Origin of the sequence: Mesorhizobium sp. M0904, assembly GCF_040319475.1 — a bacterium.
In the GTDB taxonomy this organism is placed as follows: domain Bacteria; phylum Pseudomonadota; class Alphaproteobacteria; order Rhizobiales; family Rhizobiaceae; genus Mesorhizobium.
On sequence record NZ_JAMYOC010000010.1, the window covers coordinates 46,351 to 70,543 of the forward strand.

Here is a 24,193-nt window from a genome sequence, read left to right on the forward strand (position 1 = left end):
GCCGAAAAGGGCACGGAGGTGTTCCTATGGTCGATATCACACCTGCAGATGCGGTACCGCCGGCCGAAGTCGCGGAAATGGAACTCTACCATCCGCACAGCTGGTGGACGAAATACGTTTTCTCGCAGGACGCCAAGGTCATTGCCATCCAGTATTCGGCGACGGCGACAGCGATCGGCATGGTCGCGCTGGTGCTTTCCTGGCTGATGCGGCTGCAGCTCGGCTTCCCCGGCACATTCGACTTCATCACCCCGGAAGCCTACTACCAGTTCATCACCATGCACGGCATGATCATGGTGATCTACCTGCTCACCGCACTCTTCCTGGGCGGCTTCGGCAACTACCTGATTCCGCTGATGGTCGGCGCTCGCGACATGGTCTTTCCCTATGTCAACATGCTGAGCTACTGGATCTATCTGCTGGCCGTGCTGGTTCTGGTGTCGAGCTTTTTCGCGCCCGGCGGACCGACGGGTGCCGGCTGGACGCTCTATCCGCCGCAGGCGATCATGACCGGTACGCCCGGCGGCCAGGACTGGGGCATCATCCTGATGCTCGTCTCGCTGATCCTGTTCATCATCGGCTTTACTATGGGCGGCCTGAACTATGTCGTGACGGTGCTGCAGGGCCGCACGCGCGGCATGACGCTGATGCGCCTTCCGCTCACTGTCTGGGGTATTTTCACCGCCACCGTCATGGCGCTGCTCGCCTTCCCGGCGCTGTTCGTCGCCTGCGTGATGATGCTTCTCGACCGGGCGCTCGGCACCAGCTTCTTCATGCCGGCGATCGTCGAGATGGGCGAACAGTTGCAGCACGGCGGCGGCAGCCCGATCCTGTTCCAGCATCTGTTCTGGTTCTTCGGCCACCCGGAGGTCTACATCGTTGCGCTTCCGGCCTTCGGCATCGTGTCCGACCTGATCAGCACCCATGCGCGCAAGAACATCTTCGGCTACCGCATGATGGTCTGGGCCATCGTCGGCATCGGCGCGTTGAGCTTCGTAGTCTGGGCGCACCATATGTATGTCAGCGGCATGCATCCCTATTTCGGCTTCTTCTTCGCCACCACGACACTGATCATCGCCGTTCCGACCGCCATCAAGGTCTACAATTGGGTGCTGACGCTGTGGCGCGGCGATATCCACCTCACCATTCCAATGCTTTTCGCCCTCGCCTTCATTGTTACCTTCGTCAATGGCGGGCTGACCGGCTTGTTTCTCGGCAATGTCGTCGTCGACGTTCCGCTGTCGGACACGATGTTCGTCGTCGCCCATTTCCATATGGTCATGGGGGTTGCGCCGATCCTCGTGATTTTCGGGGCGATCTACCACTGGTACCCAAAGGTCACCGGCCGGATGCTGAACGAGACACTGGGCCGGTTCCACTTCTGGATCACCTTTCTCGGCGCCTATCTGATTTTCTTTCCCATGCACTATCTCGGCTTGATGGGCGTGCCGCGGCGCTACAACGAATTGACCGACATGACGATCATGACGGAATCGGCCCACCACCTGAACTCGTTTATCAGCATCATGGCTTTTATGGTCGGTTTTGCCCAGATTGTGTTTCTGTTCAACCTCATCTGGAGCATCCGCCATGGCCGTGAGGCTGGCGGCAATCCGTGGCGGGCAACGACGCTCGAGTGGCAGACGCCGCAAACACCGCCCGCCCACGGCAATTTCGGCAAGGATTTGCCGATCGTCTATCGCTGGGCCTATGACTACAGCGTACCGGGAGCCAAGGAGGACTTCATACCACAAAACGTTCCGGGCTCCTTCGCGCCCTCCAGGGAGCCGGCATGAGCGTAATCCTGGTCTTCCTGCTCGTGATCGCCGGTATTGCTGGGTGGTGGCTTTCCCATCAGCGGCTAATGACGAAGCCGTGGCTCGAGCAAAGCATGGCCGGGGATTTTGTCGCTCTGGACCGATCGGCGCTGCCGACCGCAAAGATCGGTCTCGGCGTCTTCCTTGCCGTCGTCGGCTGCCTGTTCGCGCTGTTCACCAGTGCTTACTTCATGCGCATGGCGCTGTCGGATTGGCGGCCTCTGCCCATCCCGCCCCTGCTCTGGCTTAACACCGGCGTACTGGTCTTGAGCAGCATTGCGATACAGTGCGCTTCGCTCGCGGCGCGCAAGGGTCAAGTGGACATGGTCAGGCTCGGCCTCGCCACAGCTGGACTCACGGCGCTCGTCTTCCTGATTGGACAGCTTGTGGCATGGCGGGAACTGAGTGCGGACGGCTATTTTCTGGCATCCAATCCGGCCAACAGCTTCTTCTACCTGCTAACGGGAATGCATGGCCTGCATATACTGGGAGGACTGGTCGGGCTGGGCAGAACGAGCGTCGGTGCCTGGAACGGAGCGCAGCCGCAGCGGCTTCGCCTCAGTGTCGAGCTGTGCGCGATGTACTGGCATTTCCTGCTTTTCGTCTGGCTCGCCATCTTTGCGCTTCTGGCCGGCTGGGCTTCGACTTTAATCGACATTTGCCGAGGGTTGCTGACCTAGGAGGAACGGGCGGATGGCAGAGACGACACTGGCCCACATCGGCCGAACAGAGCCGCGGCCCGCAGGCTGGCAAGGCATCGCCGCCGACTGGTCCTCGGATCAGCGGGCGTTCAAAAACGTGTCCTGGGGCAAGGCCATGATGTGGATCTTCCTGCTCAGCGACACGTTCATCTTCGGCTGCTTCCTGCTCTCCTACATGACCGCGCGTATCTCAACACGCGTGCCGTGGCCCAATCCGAGCGAGGTTTTCGCCCTGCGCATCGGCGGCTCCGACATTCCACTGATCCTTATCGCCATCATGACCTTCGTGCTGATCTCGAGCAGCGGAACGATGGCCATGGCGGTCAATTTCGGCTACCGCCGCGACCGCCGCAAGACGGCGGTCCTGATGCTCTTGACCGCAGCACTCGGCGCGACCTTCGTCGGCATGCAGGCCTTCGAATGGACCAAGCTGATCACCGAGGGCGTGCGGCCTTGGGGCAATCCCTGGGGCGCTGCACAGTTCGGCGCATCCTTTTTCATGATTACCGGCTTCCACGGCACGCATGTGACGATCGGGGTGATCTTCCTGATCATCGTGGCGCGAAAGGTCTGGCGCGGGGATTTCGACGTCGGACGGCCCGGCTTCTTCACCAGCCGGAGGGGGCGCTACGAGAACGTCGAAATCATGGGGCTCTACTGGCATTTCGTCGACCTGGTCTGGGTGTTCATTTTCGCATTTGTCTATCTTTGGTGAGAGGCAGGACATGGCTGAAGCAACCGCAAACGGCCTGGGACAACACGCACTGGACAGCGCCCATAGGCATGATGCGACGACGACCGGCGTTACCCCGGCGGAGGTTCATCAGGAGCACCCGATCAAGCTCTATCTGGTGGTGTGGGCATGGCTGTTCATCCTCAGCACCTGCTCCTATCTGGTCGACTATTTCGGTCTCCATGGCTATCTCAGATGGTCGCTGATCCTGATCTTCATGATGCTCAAGGCCGGACTGATCGTCGCCATCTTCATGCACATGGCCTGGGAACGGCTGGCGCTGACATATGCGATCATCCTGCCGCCCGTGCTGGTGCTGGTGTTCGTGACGATGATGGTCTTCGAAGCGGACTACACGCTGCTCACCCGAATGGCGTTTTTCGGGGCCGGGCCCTGACATGCAGTCCGGATCCACGCGGTCCGGTCCTTGAGGCTTAGCCTTGAAACAATCCATGGCTGGTCCATTTCTGTTGATATCGGAAACGACAGGCGATGCCGGCGTTTCCACATGCGTCGCGAACACGAGCAAGGGGCGCCCAAGATGACCATCGCAAACAGACTGAAGGACTTCATCGATAGGAAAGGAATTTCCTACGACACCGTCGAGCATCACCGCACCGCGACAAGCAGACAATCCGCCATTGCGGCACATGTGCCCGGCAGCATAATGGCCAAATCGGTGGTCGTTCACCACGACCGTGGCTACGCGCTCGCCGTGGTTCCAAGCACGCACAGGATAGAACTCGCGACATTGCAGGATGTCATGGAGAAGCCTCTTGGACTTGCCTCCGAAGACGAGGTGGTCTCGTTGTTCGGCGATTGCGACGTCGGCGCTGTGCCGCCGATCGGCGCTGCCTATGATGTGCCGGTGGTTCTCGATGAAAGCCTCGGCGACGCTCCCGAAATCTATTTCGAGGGCGGCGACCACAAGACGCTTGTGCATGTGAGCGGCAAAGATTTCCGCGACCTGACAAAGGACGCGCGCCAAGCCCGTTTCAGCCACCCCGCCTATTGAAAGCTCTGCCTCACCCTGCCCGCACCGGCACTTTCGCCGGTGCGGGCAGAGTGCATTTTTTCAGCTCACGGTCTGGTCGCCGGCGGCGATTCCACAACTTTCCGGTAAACATGCCAGGTGGCATGGCCAAGGATCGGCAGCACGACTGCCAACCCGGCGAACACTGGCAGCGATCCGATGATCAGGGCGACGGCGACAATAAGGCCCCACACCGCCATCACGATCGGGTTGGCCAGCACAACGCGCACCGAGGTGTGGATGGCTTCGTAGGCGCCGACATCGCGGTCGAGCAACAACGGGAATGCGACGACCGTGGTGCACAACACAACCGCCGCGAACACGAAGCCGATGGCGTGACCCAGGATGATGAGCGTCCAGCCGCGTCCCGTGGCGAATATTTCACTGATGAAGCTGGACAGCGATTGCGGCGGCGCCGGTCCGAACAGGGTCTGGTAAAATATCTGGGCCGTCAAAAGCCAGGCGATGAAGATCGCAAGCAGCATGACACCGACCGCTGCAATAGCCGGCAGCGCTGGAGAACTCCTGACCTCAAAGGCGTGTCTCCACGAGGCGTCGAGCCCGGCTTCCCGCCGCCGACTGATCTCATAGAGGCCGATCGCCGCGAACGGACCAATCAGCGCAAAGCCGGACACAAGCGGAAACAGCAACGGCAGCGTGTTGTTGCCTGATGTCCAGACAGCAAGCACGACTCCGGCAATCGGATAGATCAGGCAGAGAAATACGATGTGCGACGGCTTGACCATGAAATCATCGACGCCACGCCTGAGCGCATCAAAAAGATCGGAGACACCGATTTTTCGAATTCTGGTGTGTTCCAGCGTCTCGCTGGCGCCTGCTATCACGTGAAAGCTTGCCATGACCATTCCTCCAGACCAGGTCCGGTAAGGTCGCGTTTTACGGTGCTGCCGTTCTGCATGATTGGCCCACGCAAACCGCGACCTGCACCATGATCAATATACTCTCATGCGGGGGACTTGTCGCGCTTTGTAGGAAGGCCCGGGAGTAGGAGGTCCCGGGTAGCCCGACTAGCTACGGACGTGGTTCTTCGATATGCTCTTCTAGTCGAAGGTGAAGGTCATGGACGGAAGGACAGTTCTCATACTCGGCCTTGGCGTCGTTATTCTGCTGTTGCTGGGATTTTGTGCTCTGCCAACGTGATTTTTTGAGCCGGAGTCAATAGCCGGCTGAAGCGATCACTCGCATTACAATGGTGTCGGCAAGCAACGCCGCAAATATTGCGAAAAGATAGACAATCGAATACGCAAACAGCGCCTTTGCCGGCTTCATCTCCTTGTCGGCGACGAGAACCTTCCAAGCCTGCCAAATGAAACCTGCACCCAACGCGGCTGAAGCAGTGCCGTAATATCCGCTCGCGAAGCCGAAGCCCCAAGGCAGCACGCCGATTGGCGCCAAGAGCAACGAATAGGCGAAGATTTGTTTTCTGGTCGAGTGCTGGCCGGCCACATTCGGCATCATCGGGATGCCCGCCGCGGCATAGTCGCCGACCTTGAAAAGGGCCAGCGCCCAGAAATGAGGCGGCGTCCAAAGGAAAATGATCAGAAACAGAATGAGACTTTCAATGCCTATTGCGCCTGTTGCGGCCGCCCACCCGATCACCGGAGGAAGGGCACCTGCCGCGCCGCCTATGACGATATTCTGTGGCGTCGAGCGCTTCAGCCACATTGTGTAGATAACGACATAGAAAAAGATGGTGAACGCCAACAACGATGCGGCGAGCCACCCCACCAACACGCCGAGCGTCATGACCGACAGTGCGGAAAGCACCAGACCGAAGCCGAGAGCTTCGCCAGGCGTGACGCGACCGGACGGAATTGGTCGCTTGGACGTGCGAGACATCAAGGCGTCTATGTCTGCGTCGTACCACATATTGAGCGCGCCGGCGGCTCCCGCTCCAACCGCGATTGCGCCGATGGCGATTACGGCGATAACTGGATTCATCACGCCGGGCGCCATCATCAGGCCGACGAAGGCAGTAAACACGGCAAGCGCCATGACCCGCGGTTTCAAGAGCGCAATGAAATCGCCCGCCGTCGCCTCCGAGAGGCGGATGCCGGTATCCTTGAGACGGCTTTCTTCAGTCGACATTCAGACGACCACCGATGGGAACGGCAGCCTAGCCGGCCAATGTCTTTTTTGCAACGAGCCGCCCTCACCACCGACACTGCCGGCAGATTGCGGCCGAGGCTATGCCTCGACCTGTTTGCGATACCAAGATCCGGCGGAAGAGCCGCGCTATTTGGAGAATTGCTTCAGGTAGGCGATGACATTGGCGATGTCCTCGTCTTTCTTGAGGCCGGCGAACGCCATCTTCGTTCCTTTGACCATCGCCTTGGGATCGCGAAGGTAGGTCGTCAGCGTGGCTTCGTCCCATTTGACGCCCGACTTGCCGGCCTCGGTCATGGCCTTGGAATAGCTGAACCCTGGATGCGTGCCGGCCGTTCGGCCGATGACGCCGTTCAACGACGGACCGACCTTGTTCTGGTCCTTGTCTGCGACGTGGCAGACCTTGCATTTGGCGAAGACCTTCTCACCCGCCGCCGCATCCTGTGCCCGCGAGGGGCCGGCAATGACGGTGGCGACGGACATTACGATAAAAAACACAATGGCACGCATGGCATTTCCTCCCTGATCGCCAATTTGCCCTGGCTGACCTGCGCAGGCCCACCTTTAGTCCGCTGGCATGCGCTCTTGAATGGCAGAACGGATATCCACTGCCTGGAGTTGCGGCACCTACATACCACGGAACCCGGCCGGCAGGTAGAGTTCGATCATGCAATGGATTAATGCGGACAATCCGCTCAAGGCAATTTGGTGTTGCAGGTGGCGGCGATCCGGCCGACCGCCTCTTCAACTCCGGCGAGGTCAAACTCGGCTTTGCCGCGCCCCGACAGCAGCCCGAACCGCCAGGACAGCAGCAACCGGTCCGCGGAAATCAGTCGCCTGATGCCATCGGCACCGTCGCGGACCAGCATCCTGCTGTGCGGCCCGACCGACCAGCTTTCGTTGAGCTTGGCGGATTGGTCGACAGTCACCGACATGGCGATGGTTCGGCTGGCGGAAACGGTGTCGCTCAGCTGCAGCCATTCGCTCCAACGCGGTTCGCCGGCGGTCCGGCAGGCGATCGTCAACACCGGGCTGTAGCTCAATGCGCCGCCGCCGGTGATGAGCTTGTTGGTCGCGTAAAGCGAGGCGGTGACAAGGCCATCGCTGCTCTTGTCGAACCGCCAGTTGGCGAGAACCGTATCAGCCTGGGCAATGCCACAGACCGACGCAAGCAGGAACGCCGCCGCCACGCTTCTGATACCGAAGAACTGTCTCAACGATGCCTCCAACAACCGCTGCGATTTCGCAACCCAGCGCAGATAATCATCAAAGCTTCGTATCGCTACCTCGACCGCCAGATACGTGAAATCCGTTGCGTCTGCGCCACAACGAAAAAGGCCGCCTCGAGAAGGCGGCCTTTCGGAATTCAGCAGGAACGTTATTCAGCGTCCTTGGCGGCCTTCTTCTTCGGCGCGGCCTTTTTCTTCGGCTCTTCGGCGTCGTCGTCGGCCTTCTTTGCGTCCGCTTTTTTCGCAGCCGCCTTCTTCGCCGGCTTGGCCTTGGTTGTCTCCGTATCCTCGTCGTCGGCCAGCAGCTCTTCCTTGCTGACCTTGACATCGGTGACCGAAATCTGGCCGAGCAGATGGTCGACCACCTTCTCTTCGAACATCGGCGCGCGCAACGTGTTCAGCGCTTCGGGATTGTTGCGGTAGAATTCGAAGGCTTCCTGCTGCTGGTTTGCCGGATAGCGGCGCACCTGCTCGAATAGGCCGCGCTGCAGTTCCTCGTCCGTCACCGTGACGCCGGCCTTCTCGCCGATTTCGGCGAGAACCAGGCCGAGACGCACGCGGCGCTCGGCAAGCCGCATATATTCAGCACGCGCTTCTTCTTCCGTCGTCTCTTCGTCGGCAAAGGTGCGCCCGGCAGCTTCGAGATCGCGATTGACCTGGTTCCAGATGTTGTTGAACTCGGCCTCGACGAGCTTGGACGGCGCCTCGAACGAGTAGGCAGCGTCGAGCTGGTCGAGCAACTGCCGCTTGACTTTCTGGCGCGTTATCGAGCCGAACTGGTTCTCGATCTGACCGCGCACCACCTCGCGGAGGCGCTCCAGCGATTCCAGGCCGAGATTTTTGGCCATCTCGTCGTTGATCTCAAGTTCGCCGGGCTTCGACACTTCCTTGACGGTCACGTCGAAAGTGGCTTCCTTGCCGGCCAGATGCGCCGCCTGGTAGTTTTCCGGGAAGGTAACCGTGACCTGCTTCTCGTCGCCGGCCTTGCTGCCGACCAGCTGGTCCTCGAAGCCGGGGATGAATTCCTTCGAGCCGAGCACCAGCGGCTGATCGGTGCCGGCGCCGCCGTTGAAGGCTTCGCCGTCGATCTTGCCGACGTAATCGATGGTCACGCGGTCGCCCTCGGCGGCCTTGCCGGTCTTCGGCTCGTAAGTGCGGGCAGATTCAGCGACACGCTTGACCTGCTCATCGATCTCTTCATCCGGCACGTCGAACACCTGGCGCGTCACCTTGATGTCGGAGAAATCCTTGATCTCGATCGGCGGAATGACCTCATAGTTCAGGCGGAACTCGAAGTCGGCACCGCCTGCCAGGATCTTCTCGGCTTCCTTCTCGTCCTCGGTCATGATCACTTCGGGCTGCATGGCAGCCTTTTCGCCGCGCCCGGTGATGATCGAACGGGTCGAATCGTTGAGGATCTCGTTGACCACTTCGGCCATGAACGACTTGCCGTATACTTTGCGCAGATGCTGCACCGGCACCTTGCCGGGGCGGAAGCCGTTGATGCGGACCTTGTTCCTCGCATCGGAGAGCCGCGCCATCAGCTTGGCTTCCATGTCACCAGCCGGCACGGTGATCTTGATCTCGCGCTTGAGACCGGAGTTGAGCGTTTCGGTGACCTGCATCATAAAACCTTTGTTTCCACCAATGAGGCCGTCAAACGGCCCCTGCCGCTTACAGCCTGCCGGTATGATCTTGCCGGGAATGGCTTTTGGTGCGGGACTTGGCGATCTGTCCGCTCAACGCGGCACAAATCCTCCAGAAATACGCTCCAAAATGTGAATAAGTCTTTGTTTTTCCTACTTCTTATCACATTCTGCAGAAGCGGATCGTCGCGTCCCGTCACATTCGACACGCCTTTTGTCACAGGCGCGGCCGATTTTCAACCATCTTTGCATTCCGGCCAATGATGCCGATGTGGGCTCTGACATTGACAGAATGATGGCTACATGGTGCCTACCCAGATATCAGGGGACCGTTCCAACACATGAAGGGCTCGGACGGCAAGGCACGTCACCTCCGAGACCTGTGGGACGAGATGCAGAAGACCCTCGGGTGGGACGATGTTGTGGTCCATACGCTGCGGCACACCTGTGCGAGCTGGCCGGTCCAGAACGGCGTCGACCTCAAGCGCATCCAGACGTGGCTCGGCCACAAGCACAGACATAGAGACCACCCCCAAAATACGCGAAGCTGGCTACCGGTGATCTGGACCTTGCCGGCGAGATTCTCGGTGACATCCTCGACGACAACAAGCCGAAGCTGGAGGTTGTGAAGAATGGGTAGACGCTCAAAGGCTGCCCGACCAGGAAAGGGTCGTCCCCCGCCAAGTCATACAAATGTGATCGGCCCGTTTCGAGTAAGTTCGTTCCGATCTATGTCCGTTGGTTCCACTCTATTCCTGTTGGTGCCGATTGCTATTTGTTTGTTTCGCCAAGGCGTCTCGGGACGACTGCACTTAAGCCATTGACATCGCGCCACGGCTCACCGCTTATATTAGCAGTTCCTTTTTAGAACTTTTCTCAATGGCGGGATCTGTCTTGAAAGGAACGCTCCCATGATAATCACTCTCGACCTCGGGCAGGTGCTCACCCTGACCGCAAGCGTGTTCGGCGTCGTGGCCGGACTGATCGCGATTGCGCGCTTCTTGAAATGGTGGTGGCACAAGCCCTAGTCGGGCCGACTGCGGCCAAGATCCACTATTCCTCTCCCCGATCCACGATGATGATGGAAGGATCATCAGCGGCACCATAAGCGAAGGTTTCTGGATTTGAGGTAATCGGAGCGCGTCCAATGCGAATATTACCGCCACTCGTGACAATCGTGAGCCGTTCGCCCGACCATTGCAGCTCCTCCACGACGACCGGATCAATACCGAAACTGATAGCGACATCCACTGGGGTCCAAGCAGTAATAGCGCCATCTTCAAAAACGACGGAAAAATCGTCGGGTGAATGGTTTAGCTGTCGTATGGCCTTTCCAAGTATGCGATCCCCGAGCAAATCCATCCGTCGCTCCTCCGCGTCGCCCGTCTTCTAGCGCCAATCACCACCTCTGGAAAGACGGCTTGCAGCCCGGCGCTCAGTGCCAAGAGCTTATTGGCATTGATACCCGTACAGAGGAACTATACGACCAATGTGTGAGGAGCACATCGCTTACGCCCCAGGAATCGGGTGAATGACCCCGACCTCGCTACCAAAACCGCCGCGTTGACTTGTGACAATGCCCGTGACAAACGGTGACGAAATGACAAACTTTCGCGGGTATGGCGGAACTGGTAGACGCACTTGGTTTAGGTCCAAGCGTTGAGAAACATGGGGGTTCGAGTCCCTCTACCCGCACCAGCTCCCTTAGCAGAACAGACTTAGGTTCCAGTACCGAAAGGCGTGGGGGTTCGAGTCCCTCATCCGCACATCCTTCGCTCTTCGAGCTTCGGGTGGCAGGCCACTCGAAGCTCCTCCGAGGCCTTGGCGAAGGAGGATCATTGTCAAGGCAGTAGCGCGATCTAATAAAGCGGCTCCTCGAATAGTGTCTTGTCGCCGTCGACCAGCGCCTTGATCTGCGCCGTGCCGTTGGCCGCGATCGCCACGCGGATGCCGAACGGCCGCACCCGCATGTCGTTCTGGATCGCTATCCCCTCGCCTTCAGGCAGATAGAAGCGCTCGATGCCGTACTCCGGCGCGATCGTCGTTGCTCCCTGGCTGATATCCCAGCCCTCGGAGACGTGTCCGACGATATCGGCTTCGCCGGATGCTGCCGGCGCCGGCGCTTGCCCGAACCAAGCCGCGGTCGGCCCCCAGTAGCCATCAGCGCCCTGCTTCAGCCTGACCACGATCGACGTTTCCTCGCTGGAAAGCTTGCCGGCCGGAATGTTGCCGATCAGTTTCACCGGTATGCGCGATATGTCGTAGCCGAGCAGAATGTAGTCACCGCGCAAGAGATCGCGCGGATCGATCGGCTCGACCCTGAGCAGGACCTGCTTTCCATCGCGCAGGATCGCCGCGCGTCCGGCGATGATCCAGCTCAGAAAGCCGATCTGGACGAGCGCCAGGACCAGCGCCGAGATGATCAGTCTTTTGCCGGTCATCATGCCGCCGCTCCTGTCAGGTTCGAGGCGTTCATGCGCTTTTCTATGCGGATGATAATGAAAGCAAGAACGGCGAGAAGCACCGCCGCCGCAAGGAAGAAGCCTGCCGTGTCGAGCATTGATTGCAGCATCACCACATAGATGATGGCGAGTTCGAAGGCGAAGCCCGCATAAGCAACCCAGCGCAGTCCGCGGCTCTCGCGGCCGCCCAGCACGATCGCCGCGACGATGCCGGCCAGCGCAACAGCCGAGGCAATGGCGAAGCCGCCATTGTAGCTGCTTTCATCCGCCAGTTCGAATTGGATCATCGCCAGGCCGGTGAGAAAGCCGATCAGCGCGTGCAAGGGCAACCTGCCGCCGAGTTGCAAAACCCTCTCGACCGGCCCGGCAGCAAAGATCGCAGCGGTAAAAAGCAGCACCGACGCGGCAACGAGCGGGATGGCGACTTGCAGCGTGTCGTATTCCATGGCCAACAGCACGAGGTAGAAAAGGACCGACAGGATGATCAGGTGGCGCGCCGCCTGGCTGCGCGTCCAGAACGAAACGGCGAACAGAATTAGCGCCATGACCACGAAGAGATGCGGAAATTCCGTGCGCCGGAAGTAGTCGAACCCTCTCAGGAACAGCCAGGCATCGGCGATGCCGACGGCAGCGACGGTCAGCGGGTTTGAGCGCAGCGCCACCGCCGCCAGCGCCGTACCGGCGCCCCAGGTGATCAAGGCCGAGGCCTCGTCGCCCGACAAATGATACATCTGGCCGATCAGCGCGATCGATCCGCCGAACGCTGCTGCCGCGACGATCCACAGCGCCTCGCCGATCGCCGCATGGTCGCGCATCTTCAGCACCGCCCCGCCGACATAGCCGGCAAGGATAACGGCAAAAAGTGCCGCGACCCGCACCAACCGCGGGATGACTTCCCAGTTGGCGGCGATGAAGATCAGGATAGCGGCGCCGAACAGCAGCGCCGCCATCATCGCCAGGATCGAGCCGAAACTCAGCGATTTGCGTTCGTTTGCCTCGACGTCGCGCGTCAGCGCATCAGCTGTCGGCGCGTCGATCAGGCCGGCCTGTTGCCATCGTGCGATATCCGACCTCACCCGTGACGAATAGCTCGCCATGCCCCTCCCCCTTTGCTTGGTCCTTTTAGCTTGTCCGGCCAAGCGTTTGAGCTAACGGCATTTTTCCGATCTAGGCGGAAAACCGGACGCGCGTTAATGCTGCATTGCACAATTTGCATTGCTGCCATGCACCAATAGCGCTTTTAAATCGATATGACCCCACCTATTTTCACGGTGCACACGAAGACGGAATGATCCGAAAGAAAGACGAAACGAGACTACCATGAACCTGATCCGCAACTATCGCAACTGGCGCCGCTATAGGGACACCGTGTCCGAGCTGAGCCGCCTGAGCACCCGTGAACTGACCGATCTCGGCATCAGCCGCAGCGACATTCACTACGTCGCCCGCAAGTCGGTCTAATCCTTCGGGCCGCAAATGGTCCGAACCAGTTTTGAAAAGAGAACGACAATGAACCTGATCCGCAACTATCGTAACTGGCGCGTCTACCGCGAGACGGTTACCGAGCTGGGTCGCCTGTCGAACCGCCAGCTCAACGATCTCGGCATCGTCCGCGACGAGATCAAGATGGTCGCCCGCAGGGCGATCTAACCACAAGAATTTCGCCAGGGTCGACCTCCTCCCCGACCCTGACGGATACGGTCAGCCTTCACCTCCTCCCGAGGGTTGACCACAAAAACGGCGCCCGCCGGACCTCCTCCCCCGGCGGGCGCTGTTTCCAGGTTGTTTCTAAAAGGGTTTCGCGCCCTTCAAATGGCGAAAAGAATTTCGTCAAAGCCGACCTCCTCCCCGGCAATGACGAATACGGTCGATCTTCACCTCCTCCCGAGGATCGACCAACAAAACGACACCCGCCGGACCTCCTCCCCCGGCGGGTGTTGTTGTTTTGGGGCGGCTTCCCCCGTCAGCCATTCTCCCGCGTGGTAATTGCAATCCTTGCGCCAAGCGACTATTTCGGCGCTCATGGACAAGAACCCCATTCACGTCATCGGCGGCGGACTTGCCGGCTCCGAAGCCGCTTGGCAGGCGGCCGAGGCCGGCGTTCCTGTTGTCCTGCATGAAATGCGTCCCGTCCGCGGCACCGACGCGCACAAGACCGACGGGCTGGCCGAGCTCGTCTGTTCCAATTCCTTCCGCTCCGACGATGCGCAAACCAATGCCGTCGGCCTGCTGCACGCCGAAATGCGGCTCGCCGGTTCACTGATCATGAGCGCCGGCGATGCTCACCAGGTGCCGGCCGGCGGTGCGCTTGCCGTTGACCGCGACGGGTTTTCTGACGCGGTGACCAGAACGCTCGAAGCCCACCCGCTCATCACCATCCAGCGTGAGGAAGTGCCCGGCCTGCCGCCGGCGGAGTGGGACCAGGCGATCGTTGCCACCGGTCCACTGACCGCGCCGTCGCTCGCCCAGTCGATCGCGGAAGCGACCGGCGCCGACGCGCTCGCCTTTTTCGACGCCATCGCGCCGATCGTCCATTTCGACACCATCGACATGGACATCTGCTGGTTCCAGTCGCGCTACGACAAGGTCGGCCCCGGCGGCACCGGCAAGGATTACATCAACTGCCCGATGGACAAGGAGCCGTACCTTGCCTTCGTACAGGCGCTGGTCGACGGCCAGAAAACCGAATTCAAGCAGTGGGAAGGCACGCCCTATTTCGACGGCTGCCTGCCGATCGAGGTGATGGCCGAGCGCGGCGTCGAGACGTTGCGCTACGGGCCGATGAAGCCGATGGGACTGACCGATGCGCATAATCCGTCTGTAAAGGCGTATGCCGTCGTTCAGCTTCGCCAGGACAATGCGCTGGGCACGCTCTATAACATGGTCGGCTTCCAGACCAAGCTGAAGCACGCCGAGCAGGTGCGCATATTCCGCACCATTCCCGGGCTGGAACACGCCGAATTCGCCCGCCTCGGTGGCCTGCACCGCAACACCTACATCAATTCGCCGACGCTGCTCGACGCTTCGCTGCAGTTGAAGTCGCGGCCCGGCTTGCGTTTTGCCGGCCAGATCACCGGCTGTGAGGGCTATGTCGAGAGTGCCGCCATCGGCCTGCTCGCCGGGCGTTTCGCCGCCGCCGAAAGGCTTGGCCATGCGCCGTCCCTGCCGCCCTTGACCACCGCTTTCGGCGCGCTGCTCAACCACATCACTGGTGGCCATATTGTCTCTGACGACGAGCCGGGAAAGCGCTCTTTCCAGCCAATGAATGTCAATTTCGGCCTGTTCCCGCCCGTGGAGGCGCCAAAGATCGAAGGCAAGCGGCTGCGCGGCAAGGACAAGACGGTCGCCAAGCGGCACGCGGTGACATCGCGCGCGCTCGCCGACTGCCGCGAATGGCTGGGGCTGCCTGCAACAGCGCAAGCTGCGGAATAGATCTCGGTTTTTGCGGATTTCGCGGCGGAGAAGTAGGATAATATCCTACTTTGTATCGCGAGCCAAATCCCATGGAATCCGCTGAGAAACTGTCCGTCACCGTAACACCCGCCATGGCGCGAATGATCCGCGAAAAGGTCGAGGACGGCTCCTACGGATCGGCGAGCGAGGTCGTCCGCGCGGCTCTTCGCGCCTTCCAGCGCGAAGAGGAAGAACATGCCGAGCGCATGGCCTCGATCCGGGCGCGCGTGAAGGCCTCGATCGAGGACACAAGGCCAAACCTTTCAGGCGAAGAAGTTCGTGCCCGTCTTAGGGAATTCGTCGCGCAGTATTCGAGCCGCGCCGATGATTCGGCGCCTTGAGGTCGAATATCGCGAAGACGCCCAAAATAATTTGGCCGATATTTTCCGGCATATTGTTGAGACTGGTGGAAATCCTGACGTTGCATTGAAATCGTCCTGCGCATCGAAGATCGATGTCAAAACATCGGCAATGCACCGCGTGGCGGCCAGCCGCGCGGCGACATTGCGCCAGGATTGCGAACGGTGCCGTTCGAGCACTCGGCTATCATCGCCTATGTTGTCGACGATGATGTCGTCCGCATCGTCAACATCTTCTATGGCGGTCGCGATTATGAAACGCTGATGCGCGATGGCGGATCGAGTGATCCATCATGATGGAAACTACTCAGCCGGGCCGATGCTCGCCGCAGGCCGGATTTCCTCATTAGCAATCAGCCTTCACACAGCCGGCCAGCCTTGCGTCGCACGCCGGAACAAGAGCCAATGCCGGCGCAAGGCCGAAAGCCGCACCGCGCCATCAAGCGGTGAATGGCGGGAGCCGTCCATCTTGTCGAGATAGGCGCCCGTCAGAGCCAGCGGCAGAAAGGCCGGGCGCAGTGAAACCGGCAGAGCGAACGCCCCCTGCTCGAAAGCGGAAAGATGCTCGCGTGCCAGCGCGATCATCGCGGCAACGGCGCGTTCCGCGCCCGGCCCGCCGTCACCTGTAACGAACTCTTGCGGCGACGATCCCGCCGCCGCCAAAATATCGGCCGGGACAAAGCACTGTCCCCTCTTGCGATGCAGCGGCAGCAGAAGCAGGAGACCGGTCATCGCCTGCGCACAACCTGCCCTGCCGGCAAGTTCGGCAAAGCGTGGTGCTTGGACCGGATCGAGCACCATCGCCGCAAGCTGGATGAGTGCTGCGGCAGTCTCGCCGCAATAGCCTTCGAGATCGGTGCGCGACGGCATCGGATCGTCATAGAGATCGAAGATGCGCGCTTCGAGCATGTTCTCGAAGGCGGCCTTAGGCAGGCGGTGGGCGGAAATCGCCGTCCTCAGCGCGTCCGCCACGGGATGGCCGACCTTTGCCCGATCCTCTTCGGCGGCGATCACGTCTCGCCACCATTGCAGCCGCACCTCGCCCGGCAGCGCCTCGTGGATGCGATCGCGTATGCCGGCGACTTCGGCGTTGAAGGCATAGAGCGAAAACAGCGCGTCGCGCTTGTTGTCGGGCGCGTAGAGCACGCTGAGATAGCGGTCATGGTCGGCGGCACGCACCGTGTCCATGACGAGTTTGGTGTTTTCGGCCACGTCAGTCGACGGCGATGAGCGCTGCGGCCACGGCGCGATCTTCCGCCAGCAGCACATTATAGGTCCGCACCGCCGCCCCCGTCGACATCGGATCAGCGGAAATGCCCGCTTCTTTCAGCGCGGCCCGCAGCGCTGCAGGCAATGGCCTCAGATCCTTGCCGCTGCCGATCAGCAGGATCTCAACCTTGGCGGCCTCGTTGAACAGCTTGACGAAATCCGCTGCCGTCAGCGCCAACGGATCGGCCGGCTCCCAGCCATAGATGCCAGAAGGCAGGCACAGCAGCGAGCCGCGATGCGACATGTCGGCAAAGCGGAAACCGCCATTGCCGTAAGCCTCGATCGGTGCGCGGCCTGGGAAATGCGCCTCGCGGATGACGATGCCCTTGGCCACTTTTGAGGCAAGCCGTCAGGTAGCTATGGCTTTGCCGCCGCCCACCGGCTTTTCCTCATCGGACGCTGTGGCCTGCGGCCGCAGCTTGAACAGGATAAGCAGTGGCGCGGCGATAAAGATCGACGAATAAGTGCCGAACACGACGCCGAACAGCATCGCCATTGTGAACGAGCGGATCACCTCGCCGCCGAACAGTACCAGCGCCAGCAGCGCCAGGATCGTCGTCACCGAGGTCAGCGTCGTCCTCGACAGCGTCTCGTTGATGGCGTTGTTCAGCAATTGCGGCAGCGGCATTCGCTTGTATTTTCGCAGATCCTCGCGAACGCGGTCATAGACGACGATCGTATCGTTGAGCGAATAACCGATGATGGTGAGGATCGCCGCCAGCGACGACTGGTTGAATTCCAGGCCGGTGATGACGAAGAAGCCGATCGTCATGACCACGTCGTGCACGGTCGCAACGATGGCGCCGACCGCGAACTGCCATTCGAAGCGGAACCAGACATAGATCAGGATGCCGAGCAGCGCGATAAGCATGGCGATGGTGCCTTGCTTTGCAAGCTCGCCCGAGACCGTCGGCCCCACCACTTCGACGCGGCGGAAATCATACTGGTCCTGCAGCTCGCCGCGCACCTTGTCGATGACGGTCTGCTCAGCGTTCTCGCCGCCCGCCTGCGTGCCGACGCGGATCAGCACGTCGTTCGGTTCGCCGAACTGCTGAACCTGCACCTCGCCGATATTAAGTTCCGTCAGCCTGCCGCGGATGTCGGCCAGATCGGCATTGCCGACCTTGGACTGCACCTCGATCAGTGAGCCGCCCTTGAAATCGATGCCGTAATTTATGTCGATGGTCATGAAGCCGATGACCGACAGCACCGAAAGCACGCTGGACAGTGTGAACGTCCAGCGGCGGATACCCATGAACGGAATTTTCGTGCCTGGTGGAATGAACGTCACAGGCGCCCGCGGCAACTCCTTCGGACGGGCGCGGCGAAGCCAGATCGACACGAGCAGGCGTGTGAAGGTGAAGGCGGTGAAGACCGTGGTCAGGATGCCGATGGCATAGGTGACGGCAAAGCCCTTCACCGGCCCGGTTCCGAGCCAGAACAGCACCACGGTCGCGATCAGTGAGGTCACGTTGGAATCGACGATGGTCGCCAGCGCCTTGCTGAAACCGGTATCGATTGCCTGAATGACCGAGCGGCCGGCACGTCGCTCCTCGCGGATGCGTTCATAGATGAGAACGTTCGAATCGACCGCCATGCCGATGGTCAGCACGATACCGGCGATACCGGGGAGGGTCAGTGTCGCTCCAAGCAGCGACAGCAGCCCGACGATCATCGCCACATGCACCGCCAGCGCGATGTTGGCGAGGAAGCCGAGGAAACCGTAGGCGACGAACATGAATGCCACCACCAGGATCGACCCGATGATGCCGGCGACCTTGCCGGCATGGATGGAGTCCTGGCCAAGTCCCGGCCCCACCGTCCGCTCTTCGATTACCGTCAGCGTCGCTGGCAAGGCGCCGGCGCGCAGCAGCACGGCGAGGTCGTTGGCGCTCTCGGCGGTGAAATTTCCCGATATCTGGCCGGTACCGCCGGGGATCGGTTCACGGATCTGCGGCGCCGAAATCACCTGATTGTCGAGGATGATGGCAAACAGCTTGCCGACATTCTGTGCCGTCGCCTGGCCGAACCGCTGCGCCCCTTTCGAATCGAACCGGAACGAAACAACCGGCTCGTTGGTCTGGGAATTGAACGTCGCCTGGGCATCGACGAGGTTTTCACCCGAAACGATGACGCGGTTCTCGATCAGGTACGGAACCGGCGGATCGTCCTGCGAATACAGCACCGAGGATCCCGGCGGCGGCCGGCCGTTCAGCGCATCCTGCACCGGCATCGACTGGTCGACCATCTGGAAGGTCAGCTTGGCAGTCTGGCCAAGAATTTCCTTCAGCCGTTGCGGATCCTGCAGACCAGGCACCTGCACCAGGATACGGTCGTCGCCTTGGCGCTGCACGATCGGCTCGGTGGTGCCGAGTTCGTTGACACGACGCTCGACAACCTGGATCGCCTGCGTCAGCGCCGTCGAGGTGCGATATTTGATTCCCGCATCGGTGACGGAGAATTTGAGCAGGCCGGGCTCGGAATCATCCAGCGTCATCTCCTGGATGGAGCCGCCGCTGAACAGGCCTGCGGCCACCGGATTGGTCAATGGTTTCAAGGCTGTCTTGGCAGCGTCGATCTGTGCGGGATCGGTGATGCGGACCTGCACCGTGCGGCCCGTTCCGGAAAGGCCGGTATAGCCGATCTTGGCGTCACGCAGCAGCGTCCTGATTTCGTCGCGCGTCGTCTCCAGCCGATCCTTGATCAGATCGTTCGGATCCATCCTGAGCAGGATGTGCGAGCCGCCCTGCAGGTCGAGGCCGAGCGTCATCTGTCGCTTCGGCACCCAGTCGGGCAGCTTGGCCAGCGTGCTGGCGGAAAAGAGGTTGGGCGCAGCGAGGACCACTGTGGCGGCCACGGCCAGCCAGATCAGGATCATCTTGAAGCGCGAAAAATAAAGCATCAGTTCTTATCCGTTCAGGCGTACAAGCGGCAGCATTCCGCCATCGGTCGGTTTGCGGGCATATTTCTAATTCTGACCACGGCCGGCCCTATCGTGCTTCCTCGGCGATTGTCAATCTTGCTGGCAAGGGGCCGGTGCGCAGCAGCAGGGCGAGGTCATTGGCGCTTTCAGCGGTGAAATTTCCCGATATCTGACCGGTGCCGCCTTCAATGGGCTCTCGGATAACAGGCGCCGAAATAACCTTATCGTCTAATATAACCGCAAACGGCTTGCCGATATATTGCGTCGTAGCCCATTTGAAACGCGCCGTACCCCGGGAATCAAGTCGGAATGAGACGACGCGTTCATCGGTCGCCAAATTGCGGGTTGCTTGCGCATCCAGCACATTTTTACCTGAAAGGATAACCCGATTTTCGATCAAGTAGGGAACCGGAGGATCGTCCATCGAATAAAAAACCGCCGAGCCGACGGGCGGGCGGCCGCTGATTGCCTCGTCGACTGGCATCGACAGATCAACGAGTTGGAAGCTCAGGTGACCGGGCCGGGTGAGAATTTGTCCTAGCCTTTGCGGATCGGCAACGCCCGACGTGCGGACCAATATGCCGTCTTCATTCGTTGACCGAACCACCGGGTGGGTGGCGCCCAGGTCGCGGATACGATCTTTGATGACTTCAACCGACTGTGCAAGCGCGGCCGAAGTTCGATACTTCAAACCTGCATCCGTTACGGTGAATTTGAGCAGGCCGGGCTCACTGTCGTCCAGGGTCATTTCCTGGACGCCGCTGTCCGCGACAGGATCGGTCACCGTTTTGATTGCCGCCTTGGCGAGGTCAAGCTGAGCCGGATCTGTTATGTGCACCTGAACGGTCCGAGCCGAACTGGCAAGGCCGGTATAGCCGATCCTTGCTTCGCGTAGCAGCGACCGGACCTCGTCGCGTGTCGCTTTCAGCCGGCCCTCGATCACGTCGGTCACATCCAACCTGAGCAGGATGTGTGGACCATCCTGCTGGCTTGCTTCAACTATTGACTGGCTTTCGGCAAGCCATTCGGGTCGCGTGGTATGCAAACCGGCGGCGAAGATATTAGTCGCGTGGAAGACAACCGTGCCGGCCAAGGCAAGCCACTTCAGGATCATCTTCAGGCGCCAAAGGTGGAACATATGCCGTCGTTCGTCAGAGCCCTGCCCGCGGATCGTTCCGCCGACAATTCGGTTATTTCTTGGCGTTCTGGTTCGCCACCGGCTCGCCCTTGACGCGCACGTCGGCGATCGTCGAGCGCAGCGCCGTCACCTTGGTACCGCCGCCAAGGTCGATCTCGAGCTCGTTGTCGTCGATCACCTTGGTTACCTTGCCGACCAAGCCGCCACCGGTGACAACGGTGTCGCCGCGGCGAACCGCCGCCAGCATCTCGCCGCGCTTCTTCAGCTGCGTGCGCTGCGGCCGGATGATCAGAAAATACATGATCACGAAAATCAGAGCAAACGGCACGATCTGGATAAACATTGCGGACGAGTCCCCGCCGATGCCTTGGGCGTATGCCGGTGTCACGAACATCGAGGTACTCCTGAATTTTAAAAACAGCCGCAAACCGTTCTGGGAATTTGACGGCCCCGCCAAATTTGGCCGGAATATAGTCGGTAACGTTGCCAATGCAACTGCGCGGCCGGGCAAATCGGCTGCTTTTCCGGCCTGGTGAGCCGTGTTAGAGGGTGATCCCGAAAAGCGACGCTCGGTTTTCGCAAAAGATGATGCCCGAACAAATGCTTGGGACGAGTTTCGAAACCGCTGAAATCAGGTAGGTTGGCCTGCCGCACCGTCCCGAATGCGAACAAAAAGACAAGAGATGACCGACAGCACCATCGATATCCTGAGCCAGAAGCTCGACCGTCTGATCGAGGCGATCGCCCGCCTCGCGCCGCCGCCGGTGCCGCAAACCGACCTCGGCGACGCCGATTGCTTCGTCTGGCAGGCCGATCCCGGCTATCTGGAGCCGGTGCTCAAGGTCAACCGCGTCGACATCGGCCTGATCCGCGGGGTCGACCGCGTCCGCGACATATTGGTCGACAACACCGAGCGCTTCGCCTCCGGCTATGCCGCCAACAACGTGCTGTTGTGGGGCGCGCGCGGCATGGGCAAATCGTCGCTGGTCAAGGCCGTGCACGCCGCGGTCAACGCTTCGACCAAGCTCGACCTGCCGCTCAAGCTCATCGAGATCCATCGCGAAGACATCGACACGCTTCCGAAGCTGATGAGCCTGCTGAAGGCAGCGCCCTTACGCTTTATCCTGTTTTGCGACGACCTGTCATTCGACCATGACGACACGTCCTATAAATCGCTGAAGGCAGCGCTTGAAGGCGGCGTCGAGGGCCGCCCGGCCAACGTGATCTTCTACGCCACCTCGAACCGGCGGCATTTGTTGCCGCGCGACATGATCGACAATGAGCGCTCGACGGCGATCAATCCGTCCGAAGCGGTCGAGGAGAAGGTTTCGCTGTCGGACCGCTTCGGCCTGTGGCTTGGCTTCCACAAATGTTCGCAGGACGAATATCTCGACATGATCGACGGCTATGTCCGCCATCACGATCTCGCCATCGATCCCGAGACGCTGCGCGCCGAGGCGCTGGAATGGGCGACGACGCGCGGCAGCCGTTCGGGCCGCGTCGCCTGGCAGTTCACCCAGGATCTGGCCGGCAGGCTCGGCAAGCCGCTGAAGGATTAGCCGCTCAAGGGCTAACAGCAGAAGAAGCCCGCACCTTGCGGAGCGGACTTCCTCGGCGGGCTGAAGGTCAGGTGGCCCGCAAATCGCTTTTCGTCGTCTATTCGAGATAGGTCGAAGGATCGACCGGCGCCGAGTTCTTGCGCACTTCGAAATGCAGTTTCGGCGAGTCGGTGGTGCCGCTCATGCCGGACAGGGCGATTTCCTGGCCGCGCTTGACCTTCTGGCCGCGCTGCACCTCGATCGAGCTGGCGTGGCCGTAGACGGTGACCAGACCGTTTTCGTGCCGCACCAGCACCGTGTTGCCGAATTCCTTGAGGCCGTCACCGGCATAGATGACGACACCGTTTTCAGCCGCCTTGACCGGCGTCCCCTCGGGCACGGCAATGTCGACGCCGTCCTTGCCGCCGCCGAAGCTTGAGATCACGCGGCCGCGCACCGGCCAGCGCATCTTGCCGATGCCGGTCGCGTCCGGCGCCACCGCATCGTCGTCCTCGGCCTGCTGGATGACTTTCGCATCCTTCTTCGGCGGCGTGTAGGAGGCGAGCGTCTGCGTCGGCGTGGCCTTGGCCGGCGGCTGGGTGGTGGCCGTCGTCACCGGATCGACCTTTGCCGGCTTCACGCCGGCGACGACAGCGGTTCCGCCTGCCGGCACTTTCAGGGTCTGGCCGATCTTGAGCAGTCCATCCTGCATGCCGTTCGCCTGCTTCAGCGCAACGACGCCGACGCCGGTCTTTCTGGCAATGGCGGACAGCGTATCGCCTTGCTGAACCGTGTAAGTGCCGCCGGCACCGGCCGGTTTGGCCGTCGCCGAAGCCACCTTCGCCGCAGTCTTTCCATCCTTCGGCTGGCTCGCGGCAGCCGAGGCGTCCACCTGCGCGGCAGACTTGCCTTCCCTGAGCTTCGGTTGCTGCGGCAGCACGGCCACCTTCGCCGGCGCCTCGGCCGGCTGGTCGTGCCTGGTGCCGTTCGCGGGCTTGGCGTCGGCGACTTTCGGCGCGGCGCCGTTGCTCGAATACGCATAGGCCGGGATGACGAGCTTCTGGCCGGTCTTCAGCCCCTTGGTCGCGCTCAGCCCGTTGACTTTCATGATGGCATCGGCCGGCACGCCGTAGCGCCGTGACAGGCCGGAAATGGTCTCGCCGTCCTTGACGACGATCTCGGTTGCATGCGGCGCGCCGGCGGCCGTCGCCATGCGCGGCGCGTCGGGCTCGGCGTTCTTGAACGGCCTTGCCGCCGGAGCGACGGTGCCGGTTGCCGTCCTGTCGACACGAGGAGCGGCAGGCGCCAGGGCCGGCGCGGCAGCGGTACGCACCGGCCGGGCGGCAGGTGCCAGGGCGGGAGCCGGCGGTGGCAATTGCTGCGCCGTGACCGGTTCGAGGCTTGAGCGGCTGACCGACTGGGTGTGGCTGCCGTCGATCGGCGCGGCCGCAACATCGCCCGGATAGGGCTGGGCAGCATCCTGCTTGTCGATGATGGCGCGCTGGTTGTTGGTCGAGGCGGTGAACACGTCGTCGACGCTGTTGAACCGCGCCACCTGGGAACTACACCCCGTCGCAGCGCCTGCGATCATGAGGACGGCGCAGCCACGCGCCAGATTGCGTCCGTTTGCCTTCAAAACACTGAATTGCATCGCACTAACCCGCACAGACCCGGTACAACTGAGTGTGATTAAAGCGCGTTAATGTTACCGGTCGGTTAAACCTGTAGAATCAGGCGCAAATTTTCTTAAAATATTCCAGGATCC

The 24,193-nt window shown here is 60.8% G+C and carries 27 protein-coding genes and 1 tRNA gene; 14 read left to right on the forward strand and 14 right to left on the reverse strand.

Annotation, left to right across the window (positions count from 1 at the left end; genetic code table 11):
- Positions 1–26 precede the first annotated feature (26 nt).
- The 5 genes from ctaD to NKH80_RS12485 all read left to right on the forward strand — a co-directional run bounded on the left by ctaD (position 27) and on the right by NKH80_RS12485 (position 4,266).
- Positions 27–1,796, forward strand: a complete 1,770-nt coding sequence (ctaD, locus tag NKH80_RS12465) for a cytochrome c oxidase subunit I (RefSeq protein WP_254818346.1) — start codon at positions 27–29, stop codon at positions 1,794–1,796.
- Positions 1,793–2,497, forward strand: a complete 705-nt coding sequence (locus NKH80_RS12470; RefSeq protein ID WP_352508764.1) for a cytochrome c oxidase subunit 3 — start codon at positions 1,793–1,795, stop codon at positions 2,495–2,497. Before ctaD ends, NKH80_RS12470 begins: the two co-directional genes overlap by 4 nt.
- A gap of 13 nt (positions 2,498–2,510) precedes the next feature.
- Positions 2,511–3,233: a heme-copper oxidase subunit III family protein gene (locus NKH80_RS12475; RefSeq protein ID WP_352991782.1), complete on the forward strand. Its 723-nt coding sequence runs from the start codon at positions 2,511–2,513 to the stop codon at positions 3,231–3,233.
- Positions 3,234–3,243: 10 nt separating this feature from the next.
- Entirely contained in the window at positions 3,244–3,648 is a 405-nt protein-coding gene (locus NKH80_RS12480; protein WP_352479772.1) for a cytochrome C oxidase subunit IV family protein, read from the forward strand.
- A 144-nt stretch (positions 3,649–3,792) separates the two neighbouring features.
- Positions 3,793–4,266, forward strand: coding sequence for an aminoacyl-tRNA deacylase (locus tag NKH80_RS12485; RefSeq protein WP_254818342.1), 474 nt, complete (start codon positions 3,793–3,795; stop codon positions 4,264–4,266).
- 65 nt (positions 4,267–4,331) lie between these two features.
- On the opposite strand, the gene NKH80_RS12490 is transcribed toward NKH80_RS12485, so the two are convergent.
- The 5 genes from NKH80_RS12490 to tig form a co-directional block, all read right to left on the reverse strand.
- Positions 4,332–5,144, reverse strand: a complete 813-nt coding sequence (locus NKH80_RS12490) for a DUF2189 domain-containing protein (RefSeq protein WP_254818341.1) — start codon at positions 5,142–5,144, stop codon at positions 4,332–4,334.
- Positions 5,145–5,460: 316 nt separating this feature from the next.
- The gene (locus NKH80_RS12495; protein WP_352479773.1) at positions 5,461–6,393 is read right to left on the reverse strand and encodes a heme o synthase; all 933 of its coding nucleotides are present in this window, start codon (positions 6,391–6,393) and stop codon (positions 5,461–5,463) included.
- Between the two features lie 147 nt (positions 6,394–6,540).
- On the reverse strand, positions 6,541–6,894 hold the full coding sequence (locus tag NKH80_RS12500) for a c-type cytochrome (protein WP_502896050.1): 354 nt from the start codon (positions 6,892–6,894) through the stop codon (positions 6,541–6,543).
- Positions 6,895–7,106: 212 nt separating this feature from the next.
- Positions 7,107–7,628 (reverse strand): hypothetical protein, encoded by a 522-nt coding sequence (locus NKH80_RS12505; RefSeq protein ID WP_352991784.1) that lies wholly within the window; start codon positions 7,626–7,628, stop codon positions 7,107–7,109.
- A gap of 161 nt (positions 7,629–7,789) precedes the next feature.
- Positions 7,790–9,265 (reverse strand): trigger factor, encoded by a 1,476-nt coding sequence (gene tig / locus NKH80_RS12510; protein ID WP_352804313.1) that lies wholly within the window; start codon positions 9,263–9,265, stop codon positions 7,790–7,792.
- 362 nt (positions 9,266–9,627) lie between these two features.
- Here tig and NKH80_RS12515 point away from each other — a divergent pair, with 362 nt between their 5' ends.
- A complete protein-coding gene (locus NKH80_RS12515) occupies positions 9,628–9,915 on the forward strand; it encodes a tyrosine-type recombinase/integrase (RefSeq protein WP_352991786.1) in 288 nt (95 codons plus the stop codon).
- Between the two features lie 424 nt (positions 9,916–10,339).
- Here NKH80_RS12515 and NKH80_RS12520 read toward each other — a convergent pair whose 3' ends face one another.
- Positions 10,340–10,648: a hypothetical protein gene (locus tag NKH80_RS12520; protein ID WP_352991788.1), complete on the reverse strand. Its 309-nt coding sequence runs from the start codon at positions 10,646–10,648 to the stop codon at positions 10,340–10,342.
- A gap of 251 nt (positions 10,649–10,899) precedes the next feature.
- On the opposite strand from NKH80_RS12520, the gene NKH80_RS12525 reads away from it, so the two are divergent.
- Positions 10,900–10,984: transfer RNA gene (locus NKH80_RS12525), tRNA-Leu, on the forward strand.
- 161 nt (positions 10,985–11,145) lie between these two features.
- Here NKH80_RS12525 and NKH80_RS12530 read toward each other — a convergent pair.
- Together NKH80_RS12530 and NKH80_RS12535 are read right to left on the reverse strand one after the other, a co-directional pair.
- On the reverse strand, positions 11,146–11,730 hold the full coding sequence (locus NKH80_RS12530) for a GDYXXLXY domain-containing protein (RefSeq protein ID WP_352646697.1): 585 nt from the start codon (positions 11,728–11,730) through the stop codon (positions 11,146–11,148).
- The gene (locus tag NKH80_RS12535) at positions 11,727–12,845 is read right to left on the reverse strand and encodes a DUF2157 domain-containing protein (protein WP_352991790.1); all 1,119 of its coding nucleotides are present in this window, start codon (positions 12,843–12,845) and stop codon (positions 11,727–11,729) included. The genes NKH80_RS12530 and NKH80_RS12535 overlap by 4 nt, the downstream gene beginning before the upstream one ends.
- Positions 12,846–13,068: 223 nt before the next feature.
- Between NKH80_RS12535 and NKH80_RS12540 the strand changes: the two genes are divergently transcribed.
- The 5 genes from NKH80_RS12540 (at position 13,069) to NKH80_RS12560 (ending at position 15,857) form a co-directional block, all read left to right on the forward strand.
- Complete coding sequence (locus tag NKH80_RS12540; protein ID WP_254818335.1) at positions 13,069–13,209, forward strand: DUF1127 domain-containing protein; 141 nt, start codon at positions 13,069–13,071, stop codon at positions 13,207–13,209.
- 48 nt (positions 13,210–13,257) lie between these two features.
- Entirely contained in the window at positions 13,258–13,398 is a 141-nt protein-coding gene (locus NKH80_RS12545) for a DUF1127 domain-containing protein (RefSeq protein ID WP_023678914.1), read from the forward strand.
- 372 nt (positions 13,399–13,770) lie between these two features.
- Positions 13,771–15,180: a methylenetetrahydrofolate--tRNA-(uracil(54)-C(5))-methyltransferase (FADH(2)-oxidizing) TrmFO gene (trmFO, locus tag NKH80_RS12550; protein ID WP_352991792.1), complete on the forward strand. Its 1,410-nt coding sequence runs from the start codon at positions 13,771–13,773 to the stop codon at positions 15,178–15,180.
- Positions 15,181–15,251: 71 nt separating this feature from the next.
- The gene (locus tag NKH80_RS12555; RefSeq protein WP_352505857.1) at positions 15,252–15,542 is read left to right on the forward strand and encodes a type II toxin-antitoxin system ParD family antitoxin; all 291 of its coding nucleotides are present in this window, start codon (positions 15,252–15,254) and stop codon (positions 15,540–15,542) included.
- Between the two features lie 123 nt (positions 15,543–15,665).
- The gene (locus NKH80_RS12560; protein WP_352991898.1) at positions 15,666–15,857 is read left to right on the forward strand and encodes a hypothetical protein; all 192 of its coding nucleotides are present in this window, start codon (positions 15,666–15,668) and stop codon (positions 15,855–15,857) included.
- 63 nt (positions 15,858–15,920) lie between these two features.
- On the opposite strand, the gene NKH80_RS12565 is transcribed toward NKH80_RS12560, so the two are convergent.
- The 5 genes from NKH80_RS12565 to yajC form a co-directional block, all read right to left on the reverse strand.
- Positions 15,921–16,748: a phytoene/squalene synthase family protein gene (locus NKH80_RS12565; RefSeq protein ID WP_502900942.1), complete on the reverse strand. Its 828-nt coding sequence runs from the start codon at positions 16,746–16,748 to the stop codon at positions 15,921–15,923.
- 25 nt (positions 16,749–16,773) lie between these two features.
- Positions 16,774–17,163 carry an Mth938-like domain-containing protein gene (locus NKH80_RS12570; RefSeq protein ID WP_352991796.1) on the reverse strand — a complete coding sequence of 130 codons (390 nt, stop codon included), beginning with the start codon at positions 17,161–17,163 and terminating at the stop codon, positions 16,774–16,776.
- Between the two features lie 15 nt (positions 17,164–17,178).
- Positions 17,179–19,731 carry a protein translocase subunit SecDF gene (secDF, locus tag NKH80_RS12575; RefSeq protein ID WP_352505853.1) on the reverse strand — a complete coding sequence of 851 codons (2,553 nt, stop codon included), beginning with the start codon at positions 19,729–19,731 and terminating at the stop codon, positions 17,179–17,181.
- Between the two features lie 88 nt (positions 19,732–19,819).
- Positions 19,820–20,866, reverse strand: a complete 1,047-nt coding sequence (locus NKH80_RS12580; protein WP_254818329.1) for a SecDF P1 head subdomain-containing protein — start codon at positions 20,864–20,866, stop codon at positions 19,820–19,822.
- A gap of 76 nt (positions 20,867–20,942) precedes the next feature.
- Positions 20,943–21,284, reverse strand: coding sequence for a preprotein translocase subunit YajC (gene yajC / locus NKH80_RS12585; RefSeq protein ID WP_352451381.1), 342 nt, complete (start codon positions 21,282–21,284; stop codon positions 20,943–20,945).
- Between yajC and NKH80_RS12590 the strand changes: the two genes are divergently transcribed.
- The gene (locus NKH80_RS12590; RefSeq protein ID WP_254818400.1) at positions 21,190–21,426 is read left to right on the forward strand and encodes a hypothetical protein; all 237 of its coding nucleotides are present in this window, start codon (positions 21,190–21,192) and stop codon (positions 21,424–21,426) included. The genes yajC and NKH80_RS12590 overlap by 95 nt on opposite strands.
- Positions 21,427–21,573: 147 nt before the next feature.
- Positions 21,574–22,449, forward strand: a complete 876-nt coding sequence (locus NKH80_RS12595; RefSeq protein ID WP_352704534.1) for an ATP-binding protein — start codon at positions 21,574–21,576, stop codon at positions 22,447–22,449.
- A 97-nt stretch (positions 22,450–22,546) separates the two neighbouring features.
- Here the strand turns inward: NKH80_RS12595 and NKH80_RS12600 are convergent, their stop codons facing one another.
- Complete coding sequence (locus tag NKH80_RS12600) at positions 22,547–24,079, reverse strand: peptidoglycan DD-metalloendopeptidase family protein (RefSeq protein WP_352704536.1); 1,533 nt, start codon at positions 24,077–24,079, stop codon at positions 22,547–22,549.
- Positions 24,080–24,193: the final 114 nt, after the last annotated feature.

Excerpts from the sequence above, each read along its gene's own strand:
- ctaD (WP_254818346.1), top strand. The coding sequence starts at position 27 with ATGGTCGATATCACACCTGCAGATGCGGTACCGCCGGCCGAAGTCGCG.
- NKH80_RS12470 (WP_352508764.1), top strand. The coding sequence starts at position 1,793 with ATGAGCGTAATCCTGGTCTTCCTGCTCGTGATCGCCGGTATTGCTGGG.
- NKH80_RS12475 (WP_352991782.1), top strand. The coding sequence starts at position 2,511 with ATGGCAGAGACGACACTGGCCCACATCGGCCGAACAGAGCCGCGGCCC.
- NKH80_RS12480 (WP_352479772.1), top strand. The coding sequence starts at position 3,244 with ATGGCTGAAGCAACCGCAAACGGCCTGGGACAACACGCACTGGACAGC.
- NKH80_RS12485 (WP_254818342.1), top strand. The coding sequence starts at position 3,793 with ATGACCATCGCAAACAGACTGAAGGACTTCATCGATAGGAAAGGAATT.
- NKH80_RS12490 (WP_254818341.1), bottom strand. The coding sequence starts at position 5,144 with ATGGCAAGCTTTCACGTGATAGCAGGCGCCAGCGAGACGCTGGAACAC.
- NKH80_RS12495 (WP_352479773.1), bottom strand. The coding sequence starts at position 6,393 with ATGTCGACTGAAGAAAGCCGTCTCAAGGATACCGGCATCCGCCTCTCG.
- NKH80_RS12500 (WP_502896050.1), bottom strand. The coding sequence starts at position 6,894 with ATGTCCGTCGCCACCGTCATTGCCGGCCCCTCGCGGGCACAGGATGCG.
- tig (WP_352804313.1), bottom strand. The coding sequence starts at position 9,265 with ATGCAGGTCACCGAAACGCTCAACTCCGGTCTCAAGCGCGAGATCAAG.
- NKH80_RS12515 (WP_352991786.1), top strand. The coding sequence starts at position 9,628 with ATGAAGGGCTCGGACGGCAAGGCACGTCACCTCCGAGACCTGTGGGAC.
- NKH80_RS12520 (WP_352991788.1), bottom strand. The coding sequence starts at position 10,648 with ATGGATTTGCTCGGGGATCGCATACTTGGAAAGGCCATACGACAGCTA.
- NKH80_RS12530 (WP_352646697.1), bottom strand. The coding sequence starts at position 11,730 with ATGATGACCGGCAAAAGACTGATCATCTCGGCGCTGGTCCTGGCGCTC.
- NKH80_RS12535 (WP_352991790.1), bottom strand. The coding sequence starts at position 12,845 with ATGGCGAGCTATTCGTCACGGGTGAGGTCGGATATCGCACGATGGCAA.
- NKH80_RS12540 (WP_254818335.1), top strand. The coding sequence starts at position 13,069 with ATGAACCTGATCCGCAACTATCGCAACTGGCGCCGCTATAGGGACACC.
- NKH80_RS12545 (WP_023678914.1), top strand. The coding sequence starts at position 13,258 with ATGAACCTGATCCGCAACTATCGTAACTGGCGCGTCTACCGCGAGACG.
- trmFO (WP_352991792.1), top strand. The coding sequence starts at position 13,771 with ATGGACAAGAACCCCATTCACGTCATCGGCGGCGGACTTGCCGGCTCC.
- NKH80_RS12555 (WP_352505857.1), top strand. The coding sequence starts at position 15,252 with ATGGAATCCGCTGAGAAACTGTCCGTCACCGTAACACCCGCCATGGCG.
- NKH80_RS12565 (WP_502900942.1), bottom strand. The coding sequence starts at position 16,748 with ATGGACACGGTGCGTGCCGCCGACCATGACCGCTATCTCAGCGTGCTC.
- secDF (WP_352505853.1), bottom strand. The coding sequence starts at position 19,731 with ATGCTTTATTTTTCGCGCTTCAAGATGATCCTGATCTGGCTGGCCGTG.
- NKH80_RS12580 (WP_254818329.1), bottom strand. The coding sequence starts at position 20,866 with ATGATCCTGAAGTGGCTTGCCTTGGCCGGCACGGTTGTCTTCCACGCG.
- NKH80_RS12590 (WP_254818400.1), top strand. The coding sequence starts at position 21,190 with ATGATCACGAAAATCAGAGCAAACGGCACGATCTGGATAAACATTGCG.
- yajC (WP_352451381.1), bottom strand. The coding sequence starts at position 21,284 with ATGTTCGTGACACCGGCATACGCCCAAGGCATCGGCGGGGACTCGTCC.
- NKH80_RS12595 (WP_352704534.1), top strand. The coding sequence starts at position 21,574 with ATGACCGACAGCACCATCGATATCCTGAGCCAGAAGCTCGACCGTCTG.
- NKH80_RS12600 (WP_352704536.1), bottom strand. The coding sequence starts at position 24,079 with ATGCAATTCAGTGTTTTGAAGGCAAACGGACGCAATCTGGCGCGTGGC.